Origin of the sequence: Mesorhizobium sp. LNHC232B00 (genome assembly GCF_000502435.1) — a bacterium.
In the GTDB taxonomy this organism is placed as follows: Bacteria; Pseudomonadota; Alphaproteobacteria; order Rhizobiales; family Rhizobiaceae; genus Mesorhizobium; species Mesorhizobium opportunistum.
The window spans coordinates 13712-31350 of record NZ_AYWP01000034.1 but is presented as its reverse complement, the minus strand read 5'-3'; the positions used below and the strand labels follow the sequence as shown (position 1 = coordinate 31350).

The following is a 17639-nucleotide window of genomic DNA, read 5'->3' as shown; positions in this document are numbered from 1 at the left end:
GACATGGCGGGTAAGGCAAAAGGGATATTTTCGAATATTCCCTTCGTTGAAGCCGCCAGACCTGCTGCGGCTCGTTCTGGCCTAACTCCAAGGAGTCCAGATATGAAAACGCACGCGCTTATCCTTGCTGCCACAGGCGCATCGCTTTTTGCCCTCACCGGCATTGCGAAGGCGGACGACCATCTGGTCAATGCCCTTCAGCATGGCCTCAGCGCCGATGGCCACCCGTTCCAGACCAACAAGGCCGGCCACAGCGGCGACCTCGCGCCTGGACAGGGTAGTCCGTTTGCGGGTGCCGATACCCAGACACCGGCCACCGACACGGCAGCAGCGAACGCTCATGCGAACGTGAAAGATCGCCAGCCGAAGTGACCAGAACCCGCCGCGGGGGGCGGCGGGCGTCTCATGGCATGGTCCGTTCGAACAGGCGCCGTAGTGATAAGGCGGCACCTCGACCAATTCGGCAAACCTGAGGCCACCCGCTTCGGCGGCTGCTAAGGTCTGTTCCGGCGACAGCCTCAATTCGGTTTCGGTCGGCGAGGCGCGCCCTGGACGGTCGCTGCGTTTCGCGCGCGAGACCTGACCGCCCCCAACGAAAAAGGCCGGCGAAACGCCAGCCCCTTCGCATTGGATGTGGCGGTGTCGGCTCAGCCGACGATCTCGGTGTCGGAGAACCAGTATTTGATTTCCTGCGCGGCGGTTTCGGGCGCATCGGAGCCGTGCACCGAATTTTCGCCGATCGACAGCGCATGCACCTTGCGGATGGTGCCTTCGGCGGCATTGGCCGGGTTGGTGGCGCCCATCACTTCGCGGTTCTTGGCAATGGCATTCTCGCCTTCCAGCACCTGGACGATCGTCGGCGCCGACGACATGAACTCGACCAGTTCGCCGAAGAACGGGCGGTCCTTGTGGACGGCATAGAAGCCTTCCGCCTCGCGGCGGCTCATCCACACACGGCGCGAGGCAATGACGCGAAGGCCGGCATCTTCGAGCATCTTGGTGATGGCGCCGGTGAGGTTGCGCCGGGTTGCGTCCGGCTTGATCATGGAAAAGGTGCGTTCGAGCGCCATGGGTCGTCCTTGTCTGAGAATGGAATTGAGAGTGGCGGGCTCTATACAAGCCGCCCGGCCCATTGCCAAGGGGTGAGGAACGGTCCGCGAAGCGGACGGAAAGCCAATTGCTTGGCTTTCCGAGTGACGAACGCCCGGAGCGCCAGCGAAGGGCTGGCCCGGTCCTCGAAGCGGACGGAAAGCCAATTGCTTGGCTTTCCGTGTGATGAACTGTGAAAGCCTCGTTCGCCTTCGAGCCGATTGAAAGGTCTGGTGGCGTTTCCGTGTCCGGCCGGTACCGCGAACGTGCGGCGCTGGATGACATCGGATGGCTGCACAGCAACGCTTTGCTTGCTATAGTCGCGTGTCGGCGCCGCGCTGAAGTCGGCCCGCATGGAGACAATATGACCATGGCAGACGATCGTCAGGAACGCATTCGCAACCGGGCACATCAGATCTGGCAGCAGGAAGGGCAACCGGCCGGTCAGCACGAACGCCATTGGCACCAGGCGGCAGCCGACGTGGATGCCGAGCATGCCACGGGGACGTCATCGGTCACCAAGAAGCCGGCCAAGAAGGCTGCTGGCGCCGACAAGGCAAAAGCCGCGCCCAAGGAGGCGAAGGCGGCCAAGAAACCCAGCAAGCCAAAAAGCTGACGGCCAAGTAGGCCGCTGTTCATCGCCTGCCGTGTCATCGCGGGCGGGTGATGATTCATCGCCGGCAACAGGGCGTCACGCCGCGGCTTCAACCTTTCGTCCCAGCCCGCCATGCAGGTCGAGGCAGCGGTCGAACCACTGCGCCACCACGTCGCTGCTTTCGAGCAATCGATAGGGCGAAGCCACGCGCGCCCATTGCAGCGCGCCAAAGACGATATAGTCGGCAAACAGCGGCGAGGCCCCGCCGATGAACGGCTGGTAGCTCAACATCGAGCGCAGCGGCTCCAGGGCCGCCCGGAAGGCCGTCAGCCCGGCGTCGCGTGCGGCGACCACATCCTCCAGCCGCCTGCCGAAGCGTTGCTCCCGGCTCTGGCGGAAATACGCGGCGTTCTCCTCGTCCTGCATGCCATGGAGGTCGACAATCGCCGCGGTGGTGACATAGGGGTGGATGGTCAGTTGTGACCAGCGCTCGATGAAGCGAGCCATCGCCTTGCCGCCTTCGCCGCCAAACAGCATCGGCCGATCCGGGTAGGCCTCATCGAGATAGAGCGCGATAGCAAAGGAATCGGCGACGATCTTGTCGCCGTCGCGGATCACCGGCACGGTCTTTGAGACACCGCCTTCGATGGCGGGCACCTCGAGGAAGCGCGTCGGCGCGGTCGAGATATCGAGCCCCTTGTGGGCCAGCGCCATCGTCGCCTTCCAGCAATGCGGGCTGAACGGACGCTTCTCGTCATGCCCGACGAGATCATAAAGCAGAATGGTCATTGGCGTCGGCTCCCTCGCGGTCTAGGTATCGCTCCCGATACCCGAAACAGGCCCGGCGGGAAAAGAGATGAAACAACACTTCATGATGTTTGCGGCATACAATCAATGGGCCAATGGCCGCATCTACGATGCCGCCGCCGATCTCGACGAGGAAGAATTCAATCGCGATGTCGGCGCCTTCTTCCGCTCGCTGATGGGCACGCTCAACCACCTGCTCGCCGCCGATCGCATCTGGATGAAGCGCTTCACCGGCGAAGGCGACGCTCCGACGGCGCTCGACGTCATCCTTCACCGGGCCTTGCCCGGCCTTCGGGCGGCGCGCGAGGCGGAAGACCGGCGGATCGTCGACTGGGTTGGCGGCTTGAGCGACAAGGCGCTGTCGGGCCGCTTCACCTACATGACCGTATCGGACATGCGCACCGTTTCGCAGCGCCTGGCGCCGGCGCTGGATCATGTCTTCAACCACCAGACCCATCACCGCGGCCAGGCGCATATGATCCTGACGGTTCTGGGCCGCCCTTCCGTATCGCTCGATCTGACGCATTTCCAGCGCACCGAGGAGGGCAGGGCCTTCGCCTGATTTCCAGATCGTTCCGGATTCGAAGGCGAGCGGCAAGCGCCGGCTATCGTCGCATTTTTGCCGCAGCATGGCCTTCACTTCAGGCCACTCGGAATGCTCCGGCTCAAGGGGCTGGAGCTCGACAATTTCACCGACCAGCGCGGGTTGCTTGGATTGGGCGTCCACTAACCGATGGTCCCGAATTTCTGGCCGGCGGTCATCGGGAATAGTACAAGCTGATCTGAATTTCAGGCGGTCTCAAAAGCCAAGTCGCTGATTTCGCTGTCCAACTGGCTCTGCGTCAGAGCTGCTTCCGCCATCACCCATTGTTTGAACAGCAGCACCTTGCGTGTGGCGAGGCTCTTGTGGGGGGAAACAAAATACCAGCCGGCCGTGTTCGGATGATGCACGGCAAAGGGAGCGATCAGCCTCGCGGCTCGGATATCGCTGGCCATATAGGCGCGGTTGGCGACGGCAAAACCCATTCCGGCATTGGCCGCCTCGTAGGACATCATGCAGGAATCGAAATAGATGCCCTTGGTCTCGCTGAGCACGAAGCTGGCGCCCGCGAAACCAAGCCAGGATTGCCAGTTCTGGGTGCAGGTGTCGGAATGCAGAAGCGTGAAGTGCTTGAGGTCATCCGGCGTCACCGTCGACCGCGGCCTGTTGCCGAGAACCTCATGGAACAGCTTGCGGCTGCAGACCGGCGTCAGGTCCTCCCGGAACAGCAGATCGGACTGCAACCCGTGAAAGTGGCCGTCGCCATAGCGGATTTCGAGATCGAAATCGGACGTCGTGAACTCATGTGTCGCGTAGGAGGTCGAAACCCGCATCACGATATCGGGATGTTGATGCTGGAACACCGGCAGGCGCGGAAACAGCCAGCGTGCGGCAAAGGTCGGCAGCACCGATATCTTCAGCACATGCTCCTGTGACTGCCCGGTCGCTTCCATGCTGGCGGCGACGATACGCTCCAGCGCCTCGCGAACGCGCGAGACATAGGTTTCGCCTTCGGGCGTCAGTGACACCGCATTGCCGCCGCGCTGGAAAATCTTGAAGCGGAGTTGATCCTCCAGGCTTTTGACGCGCTGGCTGACCGCCGAGGCGGTGATAAACTGTTCTTCGCCGGCGCGCGTGAAGTTCCCGTGCCTCGCAGCACTCTCCACAATCTTGAGCGAATTTAGGTTGACCTGACTGAGCAGACGCACGGTTTCGACCTTAAGCTGGGCTTACACTAGCACCAGCATTCCTAATTTTACAGGGGTGGGTGAATTAATCGACTATTTACCAAGTGTTGCCCCCATCCTGGAGAAGTAGAATGAACGCCCATACGATCCCCGAACTGCGTTATGCGATGAGTCGAGAAGCCATCATCGGCCACGAAACCGCCTGGAAAGTGTCGAGCTTCGGCGTCGCGCAATATCTGCACGGCTATGACCCGGCACTGCTTGCGGCGATCGAAGAGGCGGCGCTCAAACTCAAGGCCAGCCATGCCGTGCACAAGCACCTCGATCTGACCTTCATCACCGGCGCCGACCGTTATATTCCGGAGATCAAGGAGCTTTTGCACGACAAGCTGCGGCTGGAGCGTCTGTCCGACATGATGGGCACCAAGCTTGAGCCCTATCCACTGTCGATCGTCGGCTCGACCGTCACTTTCATGAATCCCAGGGATGGCGCCGTGGACTGGCATTGCGACGGCGTCCCGGTCACCGAGCTCATCCCGCTGTCGATCAGCAATCCGTTGGTTGGCGGCCATCTCGAAATCTATTGCGACGACTCGGAAACCGGCCGTGCCATCCTCGAATCCGGCCACGAGATCCCGCGCAACCGCATCATGCGTATCGATCACAAGATGAACTACGCCACGCTCGGGCAGTTTCTGGGCGTCCTGCATCGCACGGCGCCGATCCAGTTCGGCGAGCGCGTGACGCTGGTGCTCAACCAGCGCTCGGTGGCCAAGCCCTATGTCGACGACAACCGCATGTTCTATCTCGCCGCCGACAACGACCAAGACCGCGAATGGGTCAACGAACTGGCCGAGGATGTCTGGACGAACCAGCTGCCGGCCTATCGCCGGTTCGAGGCGGAACATCCGGCGCCGGCTCCCGCCGAAGCACCGGTACCGGGAGGAGCCAGGGAATCATGGTAGACAACCTTGATCCCGAAAAGTGGGAACCGGTTCTCGGACGAGATCATGGTCAAGCACGGAGATAGAGCCCCATACCGGTTCTTTCCGCATGGATCAGGTTCGATATCCGCGCTGGTCTTTGCCGCCGGCGCGGTGGCTTTGTGGTCCACCAATGCCCTTGTCGGCAAATCCCTGCTGGCGAACCACTCGGTGTCGCAGGTGCAGTTCCTGCAATTCGCGGGGGCCGCACTGGTCTTTGCCCTGATCCGGTTCACGAGCCGGGAGAGCGCTCCGCCGGCCGGCGCGAGGGCCGCGCTGCTTCCGCTCGCGGTCGGTTTCATCGGTCTTGTCGGCACCATGGTGCTGCAATACATCGCCTTCGCTTCGATGCCGGTGATCGAGGCCAACCTTGTGGCCTACACCTGGCCTTTGATGGTTGCCGCGGTGGTGATCATCTTTGAAAACCCACGGCGTCCAGCCCTGTTGGGCCTCGCCGCGACCCTTGGCTTCATAGGTGTCGCGCTGGTGATTTCAGGCGGGCGCGACAGAACCTGGTTCCAGGGCGATCTCGTCGGCTATTGCGCGGCATTCGGGTCCGCGCTGTGCATGGCATTCTATTCGGTGATGGTGGGACGGGTCGCCACCTCGCCGGATCGCCTTTTGCTGCCGTCGTCGCTGATCGGCGTCGCCCTGACGCTTGCGTGGTGCGCGCGCGATGGCGTTGCCTTGCCCACCGGCACGGACCTTGCTCTCGGGCTCTATCTCGGCGCCGGTCCGATGGGGCTGGGCTACTATTTCTGGTCGCGCGCCCTGAAACTCGAAGGCAGCGGCAAGGTTGCTGTCGTCGCCTATCTCACGCCGATTGCTTCGACGCTGCTGCTGACCCTGTCCGGCGAACGACTGACGATGACGGCCGTTGCCGGAGCCGTCCTTGTCATCGGCAGTTGTGTCGCGGTCGGCCTGGAACGCTCGGAGGCGGAAAACTATGTTTGATGAAAATGAGCGCCTCGCCAGGCGGGAAGCGCATTGGCTGCTTAAGGAATTCGGCGCCGAGGCGCCCTTATACGCGGCGATGAAGGCCGAAAAGGCGATTGAACAGAAGGATTTTGGGCGTTGTGCCCGTTGGAAGCGTATTCTTGAGATATTGGCCGACAGCCGGACAGCCAAGTCTGTCGCTACCAAGTATTAGATTTTCTAATTTGCGCGGCGCCCATTTTCCATAAAGATAGTTGGTGGCAAGTCTTGATTCGTTTTGGGGCTTGGTAGTCCGTTGGGGGCGCGGTTAGAAGGATACATAGACAAAAGTCTTCACTGGGGTAGATGGTTTTGTCGCAAATAAGGTGAAAGCATTGTCAAATATCGAGGATAAGACCGTTATCGAGCTCACGGCCGATATTGTCTCGGCCTATGTTGGCAACAATCCACTTCCAGCTTCCGGCTTGCCTGACCTGATTGCCAGCGTCAGCGCCTCGGTTCGAAAGCTGGCCGGTGCGGCTGTCGTTGAAAGCCCGAGTCTGGTTCCTGCCGTAAATCCGAAAAAGTCGGTATTTCCCGACTACATCGTCTGCCTGGAGGATGGAAAGAAATTCAAGTCGCTCAAGCGACACCTCAGGACAGACTATGGCTTGAGCCCGGACGACTATCGGGCCAAGTGGAGCCTGCCGCCGGACTATCCAATGGTCGCCCCGAATTACTCGGCGACCCGGTCGGCGCTGGCGAAGTCAACGGGACTTGGCCGTAAGCCGGCCGTGGCACCGGCCGCGGTGGCCAAGACGGCAAAGCGCGGCAAGGCCACTGCCTGAGGGCGGTGGCTCGACCGGCACGAAAGCCGCCGATCTGCGATACTGACGGGCACTTGCGGGTGCCCGTTTTGAGGCCTTGCGCGACCAACTGGTCCGCAAGGCCTTGCGAAGCACTGATCTCCCGTGCAAAAGCGCGGCCATGCTTATCATCAATGACCTCTCGCTGCGCATGGCGGGGCGCCTGCTTCTCGACCATGCCTCCCTGACCCTGCCGGCCGGTACCAAAGCAGGCCTTGTCGGCCGCAACGGCACCGGCAAGACGACGCTGTTCAAGACCATCACCGGCGATTTTCCCTCCGAGACCGGCTCGATCAGCCTGCCGAAGAACACGCGCATCGGCCAGGTGGCGCAGGAAGCGCCTGGCACCGAGGAACCGCTGATCGAGATCGTGCTCAAGGCCGACCTCGAACGCACGGCGCTGCTCGAAGAAGAAAAGACCGCCACCGATCCGCACCGCATCGCCGACATCCACATGCGGCTGGCCGACATCGACGCGCATTCGGCCGAGTCCCGCGCCGCCACCATCCTGGCCGGCCTCGGCTTCGACGATGTAGCGCAGCGCCGGCCGGCCTCGTCCTTCTCTGGCGGCTGGCGCATGCGCGTGGCGCTTGCCGCCGTGCTGTTTTCGGAACCGGATCTGCTGCTGCTCGACGAGCCGACGAACTATCTCGACCTCGAAGGCACGTTGTGGCTGGAAAACTACGTCTCGAAATACCCGCACACCGTGCTTCTGATCTCGCATGATCGCGACCTGCTCAACCGCGCCGTCAATTCGATCGTCCATCTCGACCAGAAGAAACTGACCTTCTGGCGTGGCGGCTACGACCAGTTCGAGCGCCAGTATACCGAGCAGAAGGAATTGCAGGAGAAGGGCCGCGTCAAACAGGAAGCCGCCCGCAAGCATATGGAATCCTTCGTCGAACGCTTCCGCGCCAAGGCTTCGAAGGCCAGGCAGGCGCAGTCGCGCATCAAGGCGCTGGAGAAGATGAAGCCGATCGCGGCCATCGTGAACGATTCGGTGCGGCCGTTCTCTTTTCCCGAACCGGTGAAGACGGTGGCCTCGCCGATCGTTGCCTTGAACAACGTCAATGTCGGCTACACCGAGGGCCAGCCGATCCTGAAGAAGATGACGCTGCGCATCGACGCCGACGACCGCATCGCGCTGCTCGGCGCCAACGGCAACGGCAAGTCGACCTTCGCCAAATTGCTCTCCGGCCGGCTCAAGCAGGAAACCGGCACGATGACGGTGGCGCCCGGGCTGAAAGTGGCGATCTTTGCCCAGCACCAGCTCGACGATCTGCGCCCGGAGGAAAACGCCTATGAGCATGTTCGCCGGCTGATGCCGGAAGCGCCGGAATCCAAGGTGCGCGGCCGCGTTGCCCAGTTCGGCCTCACCACCGAGAAGATGAACACGCCCGCCAAGGACCTGTCCGGCGGCGAGAAGGCGCGTTTGTTGATGGGCCTGTCGGCCTTCGAGGGCCCGAACCTGTTCATCCTCGACGAGCCGACCAACCACCTCGACATCGACAGCCGTGAATCGCTGATCCATGCGCTCAACGAGTTTCCCGGCGCCGTCATCCTGATCTCGCACGACCGCCACCTGCTCGAAGCGACCGCCGACCGGCTGTGGCTGGTCAAGGACGGCGCGGTCAACCCGTATGATGGCGATTTGGAGGACTACAAGACGCTGGTCACCGGCGTGTCCGGCGACCGCCGTGGCAAGCGCGAGGCCGACAAGGCGTCGAAAGCCGACCGCCGCCGCGACGCGGCCGCACGCCGCGCCGCCTTCGAACCGCTGGCCAAGGAAATTCGCGCCACCGAGGCGTTGATGGACCGCATCCGCAAGCGCATCGACGGCATTGAGGATGAGCTGGCCAACCCGGCGATCTACGAAAAGGACCCGTCTACTGCGACGCGGCTAGCCAAGGAACGCTCGCAACTCGCCCAGACGCTGGCCGGCCATGAGGAAAAATGGCTGACCATGTCGGCGGAGTACGAGGAAGGCACGGCGGAGTGAGTGCGTAATCTCCCCCCTTGTGGGGGAGATTGGCTAGTCATCTGGCCCTACACGCAGCCCCCAAAACCCGCTAACGTCACCCCCATGAACCAGCACGCGAAGCTCCGCATCGGCCATTCGGCCTGTCCGCATGATTGCCCATCGACCTGCGTGCTCGAGGTCGAGCTGCTCGACGGCAACCGCATCGGCCGTGTCCACGGCGCCAAGGCCAACACCTACACGGCCGGCGTCGTCTGCGCCAAGGTCGCGCGCTATGCGGACCGCGTGCATCATCCGGACCGGCTGCTGAAGCCACTGATCCGCGCCGGCGCCAAGGGCGATGGCGTCTGGAAGGAAGCGAGCTGGGAGGCAGCCCTCGACCTCGTCGCCGAAAAATTCATCGCGGCCGAGGCAAGATACGGCTCGGAGACGGTCTGGCCCTATTTCTATGCCGGCACGATGGGTCTGGTGCAGCGCGACGGCATCGACCGGCTGCGCCACGCGAAAAAGTATTCAGGCTTCTTCGGATCGATCTGCACCAATCTAGCCTGGACCGGCTGGATGATGGGCGCGGGCGCCTTGCGTGGGCCGGACCCGCGCGAGATGGCGAAGTCCGATTGCGTGGTGATCTGGGGCACCAATGCCGTGGTCACGCAGGTCAATGTGATGACCCATGCCATCAAGGCGCGCAAGGAACGTGGGGCGAAGATCGTCGTCGTAGACGTCTATGAAAACGCTACGATGAAGCAGGCCGACATGGGTCTTGTGCTCAAGCCCGGCACCGATGGCGCGCTGGCTTGCGCGGTCATGCATGTGCTGTTCAGGGAAGGCATGGCCGACCGCGCCTATCTCGAAAAATACACCGACGACCCGAAGGGGCTCGAAGCGCATCTCAAGACACGCACGCCGGAGTGGGCGGCTGGCGTCACGGGTTTGACCATTGGCGAGATCGAGGCCTTCGCCCGCCTCGTCGGCACGACCAAAAAAACCTATTTCCGCCTCGGCTACGGCTTTGCCCGCCAGCGCAATGGCGCCGTCAACATGCATGCCGCCTCTTGCATAGCCGCGGTCACCGGCAGCTGGCAATATGAGGGCGGCGGCGCCTTCCATTCCAATTCCGGCATCTTCAAGCTCAACCAGGAGGTGCTGGAGGGCACCAGGATGCGCGATCCCTCGATCCGTCATCTCGACCATTCGCGTATCGGCCCGGTGCTGACCGGCGCGGCGGACGCGCTCTATGGCGGACCGCCGGTGACGGCCATGTTGATCCAGAACACCAATCCGGTGAATGTCGCGCCCGAGCAGCGGCTGGTGAAGCAGGGTTTTCTGCGCGACGACCTGTTCACTTGCGTGCACGAGCAGTTCATGACCGACACGGCAAAACTCGCGGATGTCGTGCTGCCGGCGACGATGTTCCTCGAGCATGACGATCTCTACAAGGGTGGCGGCAACCAGCACATCACGCTCGGACCCAAGCTGATCGAGCCGCCGGAAGGGCCGCGCACCAACCATTTCGTCATCGAGCAGCTGGCCGAGCGCCTGGGGGTCGCCGACCGCCCAGGCTTTGGTCTCACCGAACAGCAGCATATCGACATCATCTTGGGGAAGCGCGGGCTGGGCAGCTTCGACAGCCTGAAGGAGCAAAAATGGGTCGACCTGCAGCCGGATTTCGAGACCGCGCATTTCATCAAGGGGTTTGGCCATGCGGATGGAAAATTCCGCTTCCGCGCCGACTGGACCGGACAGGCGGCCCCCAACAGGCCGCCGAAGAGCATGGGCCTGTTCGGCCCGGTGGACCGGCTGCCGGAATTTCCCGACCATGTCGACCTGATCGAGGTGGTCGACGAGGCGCATCCGTTCCGGCTGGCGACCTCGCCGGCCCGCAATTTCCTCAACTCGACCTTTGCCGAGACGCCGGTGTCCAAGGAAAAGGAAGGCAGGCCGGTGCTGCTCCTGCACCGCGAGGATGCGGCAGACCTTGGGCTGGCCGACGGCGACCGTGTCGAGATCGGCAACCAGCGTGGCGAGGTGGTGCTGCACGCCAAGCTGTTCGACGGCATCAAGCGCGGCGTCGTCATCGCCGAAGGCATCTGGCCGAACAGCGCGCATGAGCGCGGCGAGGGCATCAACGTGCTGACCGGCGCCGATGCGCCGGCGCCCTATGGCGGCGCTGCCTTCCACGACAACAAGGTCTGGCTGCGCAAGCCAAGTTGAGGCCGAACGGAGCTTCGCTCCACTCGCACCCAATCACACCGGCAGGATTTCTGCCGCCTTCTTCCTGTTCAGCCGGTAACGGATGTCGTCGGCGATCGCCTGGGCTTCGATCCCGATTTCGCGCAGCAAGCCGGTCACGGCGTTGTGGAAACCAACAAGGTAGAGGCTGAGATCCGAAGCTTGCGCGGTAACGCCGCTGCGGTCCGGCTGGATGCCCGGCTCAAGGAATTTGGCATAGCCCGGCCGGTAACCTGTCGCGAAGACGATCGCGTCGAATTCGCCGTTTTTGCCGTCGGCAAAACGGATGCAGCGCCCCGATATCTCGGCAATATCGGGCGCAACCTTGATCGTGCCTTCGCGGATCTTGCCGATGGTGCCGACGTCGATCACCGGAATGCGTGATGCAATCGCGATCTGTTCCAGCAGCCCCTGTCCCGGCCGTTTGAGCCCATATTTTTCCAGCCTGCCCAGCACCAGGTCGAGGATGATGGGGAAGAGAACATCGTTGAAGCGTTGCGGTCCCAGCCGCGCCGCCATGCCGACAATCTGGATCGGCACGCCGAACAGTTCGCGCGGCACGATATGAACGCCGCCGCGCACGGAAATCGTCGGTTTTGCGCCGCTTTCCGCCAGATCGAGCGCGATCTCGGCACCGGTGTTGCCCATGCCGATGACCAGCACCGACTGACCGGCAAAAGCCGTGGCATTGCGATAGTCGGCACTGTGCAGCGTCTTGCCCGTGAAGGTGTCGATGCCCGCAAATTCGGGTCGCAAGGGCTCCGCATTGTAGCCTGACGCGATCACCACATGCTTGGCGCGCAACGGACCGGATGTCGCTTCGACCCGCCAGCCGCGACCGTCCCGAGTGACCGCTTTTACCGTTTCTCCGAACCGAGGCCGCAGCTCGAAGCGTTGCGCATAGGCATCGAGATAGTCGACGAAGAGAGCGCGCGGCACGTAGCGTGGATAATGCTTGGGAAAGGGCACGAAGGGCAGGGACGAATAGCGCTTCGTCGTGTGCAGGTGGACGCGCTCGTAATGGCGCCGCCAGGCGGGTGCGGCCTGCTGCTCTTTTTCGATGATGGTGAAGTCGACGCCGGCCTGCCTCAGACAAGCGGCAACAGCCAGACCCGCAGGCCCGGCGCCGATGATCGCTACTGGTGTGGTGTCGTCCAAGTGCACCTCCATCACTCAATTCGCGTCCGGAGAATGTCAAAAGCATGGCAGGCCGGACTGGAGCCTCCCTGCCGCAAGACTCAACTTGGCAACGGCACCGTCAGCCCGACCTTGACGCGGTCCATGGCGACGAAGGTGCGGAATTTTCTAACATTGTTGCTGCCGAAAAACAGTTTTCGCGTCAGTGCCTCATAGGCGCTCATGTCGGCCACGGTGATGATCAGAATGAAGTCGGCCGCGCCGGTGACGTAGTAGCATTGCTGCACTTCGGGCGTCGCCGAGAATTGCCGCTTGGCCGCGTCGATCAGTTCGGTCCGCTCGCTCTCCAGCTCCACCTCGACGAAGATGGTGATGGGCTGGCCGACGGCCGCCGGTTCGACTAGGGCGACATTGCCCGCGATGACCCCGGCCTGCTCCATGCGCTTGATGCGGCGCTGCACCGCCGGCGCCGACAGGTTCACCGCTTCGCCGATCAGCCGCTGCGGCGTGGTGTTGTCTCGCTGCAGGATGGCAAGGATGGCGAGATCGAAACTGTCGAGTGACGGTTGAGGCAATGGCGATGTCCGGCGAAACAAACTTGCATTTCAAGGGCCCAAATACAGCGCTTTTTGCGCCGGTCTTGCAATATATTCTCGGCGATCGCCAAGGAGGCCACCAGTGTTCCTGCCCAACCGCAATGCCCTGCATCGCCAGCCGCTTGACGCGGCCGATGCCGAGACCCTCGGGATTGCCGGGGCGGACACGGTCGAGCGCTTTCTTGCCCATCGCGACAATCACAGGATGACGCCGCTGCACGCGCTGCCGGCGCTGGCGCGCGAACTCGGGCTCGGTGCGCTGCATGTCAAGGACGAGGGCTTTCGTCTCGGCCTCGGCAGCTTCAAGGCGCTCGGCGGCGCCTATGCGGTCTTCCGCCTCGTTCTGGAGGAGGCAGGAAAGCGGCTCGGCCGCCCTCTCGATGTCTGTGATCTCGACCGGCCTGATGTCCGCTCGGTCGCCGCGACGATGACGGTCGCTTGCGCCACCGACGGCAATCACGGCCGCTCCGTTGCGCAAGGTGCCGAGCTCACCGGCGCCAAGGCCGTGATCTTTGTCCATGCCGGCGTCAGCGACGAGCGGGTCGCGGCAATAGCCCGCTATGGTGCGGAGATGGTTCGTGTCGAGGGCAATTATGACGATTCGGTCAGGCAAGCCGCAAAGGTCGCCGCCGAGAAGGGCTGGACCGTGGTGTCGGACACGTCATGGCCGGGCTATGAGCGTATTCCCGGCCTGGTGATGCAAGGCTATACCGCGATCGTGCGCGAGGCGCTGCGCCAGCTCCGCGAACCGCCGACCCACGTCTTTGTCCAGGCAGGCGTCGGCGGCGTTGCCGCCGCGGTTGCCGGCCATCTAGCCATCGTGCTCGGCAATGCCAGGCCGACCTTCATTGTCGTCGAGCCGGCCCGTGCCGCCTGCGTTGTCGCAGCTGCCCGGGCAGGGCGCGTGGTCAAGGTGCCGCATGACGAGCCGACGGTGATGGCCATGCTTGAATGCTACGAGGCCTCGTCAGTCGCCTGGCGCGTGCTGGCGCGCGTTGCCGACGCCTTCATGACCGTGGACGAGGATGACGCCGTCGCGGTGATGCGGCGGCTGGCGCGGCCGTCCGGCGGCGACCCGGTGATCGTCGCCGGTGAAAGCGGCGGCGTCGGCCTTGCCGGGCTGATCCGGGCGGTGGCCGAAAACAAGGCCGAACTCGGGCTCGACGGCAAATCCCGCGTGCTGGTGATCAACACCGAAGGCGCCACCGACCCAAGCCGTTATGCCGGTCTCGTCGGCATGAGCCCCGCCGAGGTGCTGGCCGGCAAGCTTGCTGTCGAGGCCAAGCTTGCTGTCGAGGCCATGCCATGATCGCGATCGACGCACAGCGCCTGCTTGGCCGTATCCGTGAACTCGGCGCCGTCGGCCGCGACGCGGAGGGCAGGCTGATCCGTCTGGCCGCTTCCGACACCGACAAGCTCGGTCGCGACCTCTTCGTCGGCTGGCTGCGGCAGGCCGGGCTCGAAGTCGCTATCGACCGCATCGGCAACATCTTCGGCATCTGGCAAGACGCGAACAATAACGGGCAGGCGCCGGTGCTCATCGGCTCGCACATCGACACGGTCATCGACGCCGGCATCTATGACGGCTGCTACGGCGTGCTTGCCGGGCTGGAGGTGATCGAGACGCTGAAATCATCAGGCCTTTCGCCGTCGCGCCCAATTGCCGTCGCAGCCTTCACCAACGAGGAAGGCGTGCGCTTCTCTCCCGACATGATGGGATCGCTGGTCCATGCCGGCGGCGTTGAAGTTGAAGCGGCACTCGCCGCCGTCGGCACGGACGGCAGCACGCTCGGCCAGGAACTCGCCCGCATCGGCTATGCGGGCGATCGCGAACCTGGCTTTCTCAAGCCGCACATCTATGTCGAGCTGCATATCGAGCAGGGGCCGGTCCTGGAGCGCGAGGGCATCCCCATCGGCGCGGTGGAGAGCCTGCAAGGCATCTCCTGGCAGCGCATCACCATCGACGGCGTCGCCAACCACGCCGGCACCACGCCGATGTCGATGCGCTGCGATGCCGGATATGCGGCTGCATGCGTGGTCACCTTCCTACATGACCGGGCAGCGGCCTCCAATTCGCCAACCGTTGCCACCGTCGGCACGATGCGCTTCGAGCCGAACGCCATCAACGTCATTCCATCGCGCGCCGTCTTCACCGTTGACCTGCGCGATCCCGACGAACAGCATTTGCAGGCGGAGGAGGCGGCGCTGGCCGCCTTTCTGGAACGGCTCGCCGACGAGGGCATTACCGTGACGGTCGAGAGGCTGGCGCGCTTCGAGCCCGTCATTTTCGACGGCCGGGTCGTCGAACTGATCGAGGCCGCCGCGAGCAAGCGCGGGCTCGTCTCGAGGCGCATGACCTCGGGCGCCGGCCATGACGCGCAGATGATCGCGCGCATCGCGCCGGCGGCGATGATTTTCGTGCCGAGCGCCGGAGGCATCAGCCACAGTCCCCGCGAGCACACCGAAGATGCCGAGCTTGTCGCCGGCGCCAACATCCTGCTTGATGTGGTCGCCGACCTTGCGGGGATGGGGGAGCGCGGGAATGGCTGAACTCGATTCCGAAACGCTGCAGCTGGAAATGACCGGGTGGCGGCGTGACCTGCACGCGCATCCCGAATTCGGCTTTGAGGAGAAGCGCACCGCGGCCTTCGTCGCCGCCAAGCTGCGCGAATTCGGCCTGGACAATGTCACCGAGGGCGTCGGCGGGACTGGTGTCGTCGGCACGCTGAAGCGCGGCAGCGGCAACCGTGCCATCGCGCTGCGAGCCGACATGGATGCGCTGCGCATCGCCGAGCAGTCGACCGCCTCGTACCGGTCCGGCAATCCCGGTGTCATGCATGCCTGCGGCCATGATGGCCACACCGCCATGCTGCTCGGCGCGGCAAAGCGGCTGGCTGCGGAGGGCGGTTTCGATGGCACCGTGCGCTTCATCTTCCAGCCGGCGGAGGAATGGGGCAGGGGCGCGCTGGCCATGCTCGACGATGGCCTGATGCGGCGTTTCCCCTTCGACGAGATATTTGGGCTGCACAACATGCCCGGCCTGCCCATCGGGCATTTCGAGACCCGCGCCGGCCCGATCATGTCGGCCGAGGACATCTTCGAGATCGTACTGAGCGGGCTCGGCGGCCACGCGGCGCGTCCGCATTCGGGCAACGAAACGCTGGTCGCCGCCTGCGCGCTGGTCACCAATCTGCAGACCATCGTCTCGCGCCGGCTGAGCCCGGCCGACATATCGGTGGTTTCGGTGACCGAACTGATCACCGATGGTACCCGCAATGCGCTGCCCGGCCTGGCTCGCATCCTTGGCGACGCACGCAGCTTCCGCCCCGAGGTCAGCGCCGGGATCGAACGCCAGATGCGTATAATTGCCGAAGGCACCGCCGCCGCTTACAACGTCACCGCCGAAGTGAACTATAGCCGCGAATTCGTGCCGCTGCGCAACGATGCCGAACTGGTCGACGCTGCTTTCGCCGCCGCTAGGACCGTCTTCGAACCCGGCAACATCGCGGTGGCGGGTGAGCCGATGACAGCCTCGGAGGATTTTGCCCGTTTCCTCGACCACGTGCCGGGCTGTTTTGTCTTCCTCGGCAATGGCGAGGCCTCGGCGCCACTCCATAATTCCAGCTATGATTTCAATGATGAGGGATTGCTGTTCGGTGCCAACTTCCATGTCGCCATCGCCAGGCGGCGCCTTGGGATTTGAAGGGCGAGGACTCGTTTGGTGCGTTTTGCGGGGGAAAACGCCCGGAAAGAGCCAAAATCCTCGATCCTGCATGACGTAGCGGCAAGACTCAGCTAGCCTCTTCCTTGCGGCGGACCTCTTATCCGCTTGGCCGGCGCCTTTCTCCTCCCAAGCGGCGCCGGCCTTCTTCTCCGTGGCGCCGCCTTGCTAAATTAGCACTCATTAAATTTGGAATATTCGCACTTGCGGGAAGTTAGTGTGTTGCTGGCATAAAGCGGCTGGTCTTTGGGGGACTTGCGGGAAGACAGATGCGCGGGCGGAACTGGATAAAGGCGTTGCGTCAGGACGAAGCGCGGCAGGTGCGTGCGCGTATCGCCGAGCTCGAACGAAACCTGACCGCGGCGTCAGCGTCCCCAAGCCGTCAGCAACGGCACGAAGCCGGGCACGAACTGCGCAACGCCAAGTTCCGCCTCGATCGGCTCAAGGAATGCATCGCGGCGATGCCCTAAAACCGACGGGAACCTGTTGCACGAGGATTGGCTCACTTGCCGACGGTGTCCGTGTTCACAACCGGATTGCTGGCGAGGCTTTGTTCGCCGCCGGGAGCTGTCGTTGGCGGCAGTTTGTTGTCGCAGGCCGAAGCCAATGCCACCAGGACGAGGCCCAATCTTAGCTTTTTCATCGCTATCGCCTCCTGTCTCAAAACGAGGCGATGTCGGTTTGGTTGCGAATTTCCGTGAGGGAACAAAACGCCATTCCTTTGGTTGATCCCAATCACGGGAGAACCGCTCCATGATCCGTTTGCTTCTGGCAGCCAGCCTTGCCCTTCTCGCATACCGCCTCGCTCGCAAGATGATCGATGAGGTGCCCGACAATTTCGACCCGCTGTTGCTGCCGGCGCCAAGAAGCGACCGCGAGGCTCTGCGCCGTCAATCGGCGGCGATGGGCGTCGATCCGAAACGGTAGTCCCCCAAGCGATAGTCCCCAAGCCGTCGTCCCCTATCGCGCCGCTTCTGTGTTGCGAACAAAGC

At 63.2% G+C, this 17639-nt stretch carries 20 protein-coding genes; 14 read left to right on the top strand and 6 right to left on the bottom strand.

Annotated elements, in window-relative coordinates:
- Nucleotides 1–102 precede the first annotated feature (102 nt).
- The gene (locus X743_RS142345; protein ID WP_023768523.1) at nt 103–372 is read left to right on the top strand and encodes a hypothetical protein; all 270 of its coding nucleotides are present in this window, start codon (nt 103–105) and stop codon (nt 370–372) included.
- A gap of 275 nt (nt 373–647) precedes the next feature.
- Here the strand turns inward: X743_RS142345 and ndk are convergent, their stop codons facing one another.
- Nucleotides 648–1070, bottom strand: coding sequence for a nucleoside-diphosphate kinase (gene ndk / locus X743_RS142350; RefSeq protein WP_008875017.1), 423 nt, complete (start codon nt 1068–1070; stop codon nt 648–650).
- A 212-nt stretch (nt 1071–1282) separates the two neighbouring features.
- Here ndk and X743_RS1000000173645 point away from each other — a divergent pair, with 212 nt between their 5' ends.
- Nucleotides 1283–1705: a DUF2934 domain-containing protein gene (locus X743_RS1000000173645; RefSeq protein ID WP_023768522.1), complete on the top strand. Its 423-nt coding sequence runs from the start codon at nt 1283–1285 to the stop codon at nt 1703–1705.
- Between the two features lie 75 nt (nt 1706–1780).
- Here X743_RS1000000173645 and X743_RS142355 read toward each other — a convergent pair whose 3' ends face one another.
- The gene (locus X743_RS142355; RefSeq protein ID WP_023768521.1) at nt 1781–2473 is read right to left on the bottom strand and encodes a glutathione S-transferase family protein; all 693 of its coding nucleotides are present in this window, start codon (nt 2471–2473) and stop codon (nt 1781–1783) included.
- A 67-nt stretch (nt 2474–2540) separates the two neighbouring features.
- On the opposite strand from X743_RS142355, the gene X743_RS142360 reads away from it, so the two are divergent.
- Complete coding sequence (locus X743_RS142360; protein ID WP_013896257.1) at nt 2541–3053, top strand: DinB family protein; 513 nt, start codon at nt 2541–2543, stop codon at nt 3051–3053.
- A gap of 227 nt (nt 3054–3280) precedes the next feature.
- Here X743_RS142360 and X743_RS142365 read toward each other — a convergent pair whose 3' ends face one another.
- Entirely contained in the window at nt 3281–4240 is a 960-nt protein-coding gene (locus tag X743_RS142365; protein WP_031258535.1) for a LysR substrate-binding domain-containing protein, read from the bottom strand.
- A gap of 110 nt (nt 4241–4350) precedes the next feature.
- Here X743_RS142365 and X743_RS1000000173000 point away from each other — a divergent pair, with 110 nt between their 5' ends.
- The 6 genes from X743_RS1000000173000 (at nt 4351) to X743_RS142395 (ending at nt 11175) form a co-directional block, all read left to right on the top strand.
- A complete protein-coding gene (locus tag X743_RS1000000173000) occupies nt 4351–5184 on the top strand; it encodes a hypothetical protein (RefSeq protein WP_023768517.1) in 834 nt (277 codons plus the stop codon).
- A 45-nt stretch (nt 5185–5229) separates the two neighbouring features.
- Nucleotides 5230–6156, top strand: coding sequence for a DMT family transporter (locus X743_RS142375; RefSeq protein ID WP_031258534.1), 927 nt, complete (start codon nt 5230–5232; stop codon nt 6154–6156).
- On the top strand, nt 6149–6352 hold the full coding sequence (locus tag X743_RS142380; RefSeq protein ID WP_013896253.1) for a hypothetical protein: 204 nt from the start codon (nt 6149–6151) through the stop codon (nt 6350–6352). Before X743_RS142375 ends, X743_RS142380 begins: the two co-directional genes overlap by 8 nt.
- A gap of 160 nt (nt 6353–6512) precedes the next feature.
- A complete protein-coding gene (locus tag X743_RS142385; protein WP_013896252.1) occupies nt 6513–6965 on the top strand; it encodes a MucR family transcriptional regulator in 453 nt (150 codons plus the stop codon).
- A gap of 139 nt (nt 6966–7104) precedes the next feature.
- Entirely contained in the window at nt 7105–8982 is a 1878-nt protein-coding gene (locus tag X743_RS142390; protein WP_023768515.1) for an ABC-F family ATP-binding cassette domain-containing protein, read from the top strand.
- 84 nt (nt 8983–9066) lie between these two features.
- The gene (locus tag X743_RS142395; RefSeq protein WP_023768514.1) at nt 9067–11175 is read left to right on the top strand and encodes a molybdopterin oxidoreductase family protein; all 2109 of its coding nucleotides are present in this window, start codon (nt 9067–9069) and stop codon (nt 11173–11175) included.
- 33 nt (nt 11176–11208) lie between these two features.
- On the opposite strand, the gene X743_RS142400 is transcribed toward X743_RS142395, so the two are convergent.
- Nucleotides 11209–12357, bottom strand: coding sequence for an NAD(P)/FAD-dependent oxidoreductase (locus X743_RS142400; RefSeq protein WP_245264321.1), 1149 nt, complete (start codon nt 12355–12357; stop codon nt 11209–11211).
- A gap of 74 nt (nt 12358–12431) precedes the next feature.
- Complete coding sequence (locus X743_RS142405; protein WP_023768512.1) at nt 12432–12905, bottom strand: Lrp/AsnC family transcriptional regulator; 474 nt, start codon at nt 12903–12905, stop codon at nt 12432–12434.
- A gap of 103 nt (nt 12906–13008) precedes the next feature.
- Here X743_RS142405 and X743_RS142410 point away from each other — a divergent pair, with 103 nt between their 5' ends.
- The 4 genes from X743_RS142410 (at nt 13009) to X743_RS142425 (ending at nt 17117) form a co-directional block, all read left to right on the top strand.
- Nucleotides 13009–14235, top strand: a complete 1227-nt coding sequence (locus X743_RS142410; protein WP_023768511.1) for a diaminopropionate ammonia-lyase — start codon at nt 13009–13011, stop codon at nt 14233–14235.
- Complete coding sequence (locus X743_RS142415; RefSeq protein WP_023768510.1) at nt 14232–15476, top strand: Zn-dependent hydrolase; 1245 nt, start codon at nt 14232–14234, stop codon at nt 15474–15476. The genes X743_RS142410 and X743_RS142415 overlap by 4 nt, the downstream gene beginning before the upstream one ends.
- Nucleotides 15469–16629 (top strand): M20 aminoacylase family protein, encoded by a 1161-nt coding sequence (locus tag X743_RS142420; protein ID WP_023768509.1) that lies wholly within the window; start codon nt 15469–15471, stop codon nt 16627–16629. The genes X743_RS142415 and X743_RS142420 overlap by 8 nt, the downstream gene beginning before the upstream one ends.
- 287 nt (nt 16630–16916) lie before the next feature.
- Nucleotides 16917–17117, top strand: a complete 201-nt coding sequence (locus X743_RS142425; RefSeq protein ID WP_023768508.1) for a hypothetical protein — start codon at nt 16917–16919, stop codon at nt 17115–17117.
- Nucleotides 17118–17149: 32 nt separating this feature from the next.
- On the opposite strand, the gene X743_RS1000000172995 is transcribed toward X743_RS142425, so the two are convergent.
- Nucleotides 17150–17290 (bottom strand): hypothetical protein, encoded by a 141-nt coding sequence (locus X743_RS1000000172995; RefSeq protein ID WP_023768507.1) that lies wholly within the window; start codon nt 17288–17290, stop codon nt 17150–17152.
- Nucleotides 17291–17400: 110 nt separating this feature from the next.
- Between X743_RS1000000172995 and X743_RS1000000172990 the strand changes: the two genes are divergently transcribed.
- A complete protein-coding gene (locus X743_RS1000000172990) occupies nt 17401–17574 on the top strand; it encodes a hypothetical protein (RefSeq protein ID WP_023768506.1) in 174 nt (57 codons plus the stop codon).
- The last annotated feature ends 65 nt before the right edge of the window (nt 17575–17639 follow it).

Bases quoted from the DNA above. Each gene is read 5' to 3' on its own strand.
- X743_RS142420 (WP_023768509.1), top strand. From the start codon at position 15,469: ATGGCTGAACTCGATTCCGAAACGCTGCAGCTGGAAATGACCGGGTGG.
- X743_RS142380 (WP_013896253.1), top strand. From the start codon at position 6,149: ATGTTTGATGAAAATGAGCGCCTCGCCAGGCGGGAAGCGCATTGGCTG.
- X743_RS1000000172995 (WP_023768507.1), bottom strand. From the start codon at position 17,290: ATGAAAAAGCTAAGATTGGGCCTCGTCCTGGTGGCATTGGCTTCGGCC.
- X743_RS142355 (WP_023768521.1), bottom strand. From the start codon at position 2,473: ATGACCATTCTGCTTTATGATCTCGTCGGGCATGACGAGAAGCGTCCG.
- X743_RS142345 (WP_023768523.1), top strand. From the start codon at position 103: ATGAAAACGCACGCGCTTATCCTTGCTGCCACAGGCGCATCGCTTTTT.
- X743_RS142415 (WP_023768510.1), top strand. From the start codon at position 14,232: ATGATCGCGATCGACGCACAGCGCCTGCTTGGCCGTATCCGTGAACTC.
- ndk (WP_008875017.1), bottom strand. From the start codon at position 1,070: ATGGCGCTCGAACGCACCTTTTCCATGATCAAGCCGGACGCAACCCGG.
- X743_RS142425 (WP_023768508.1), top strand. From the start codon at position 16,917: ATGCGCGGGCGGAACTGGATAAAGGCGTTGCGTCAGGACGAAGCGCGG.
- X743_RS142395 (WP_023768514.1), top strand. From the start codon at position 9,067: ATGAACCAGCACGCGAAGCTCCGCATCGGCCATTCGGCCTGTCCGCAT.
- X743_RS1000000172990 (WP_023768506.1), top strand. From the start codon at position 17,401: ATGATCCGTTTGCTTCTGGCAGCCAGCCTTGCCCTTCTCGCATACCGC.
- X743_RS142390 (WP_023768515.1), top strand. From the start codon at position 7,105: ATGCTTATCATCAATGACCTCTCGCTGCGCATGGCGGGGCGCCTGCTT.
- X743_RS142375 (WP_031258534.1), top strand. From the start codon at position 5,230: ATGGTCAAGCACGGAGATAGAGCCCCATACCGGTTCTTTCCGCATGGA.
- X743_RS142360 (WP_013896257.1), top strand. From the start codon at position 2,541: ATGAAACAACACTTCATGATGTTTGCGGCATACAATCAATGGGCCAAT.
- X743_RS1000000173000 (WP_023768517.1), top strand. From the start codon at position 4,351: ATGAACGCCCATACGATCCCCGAACTGCGTTATGCGATGAGTCGAGAA.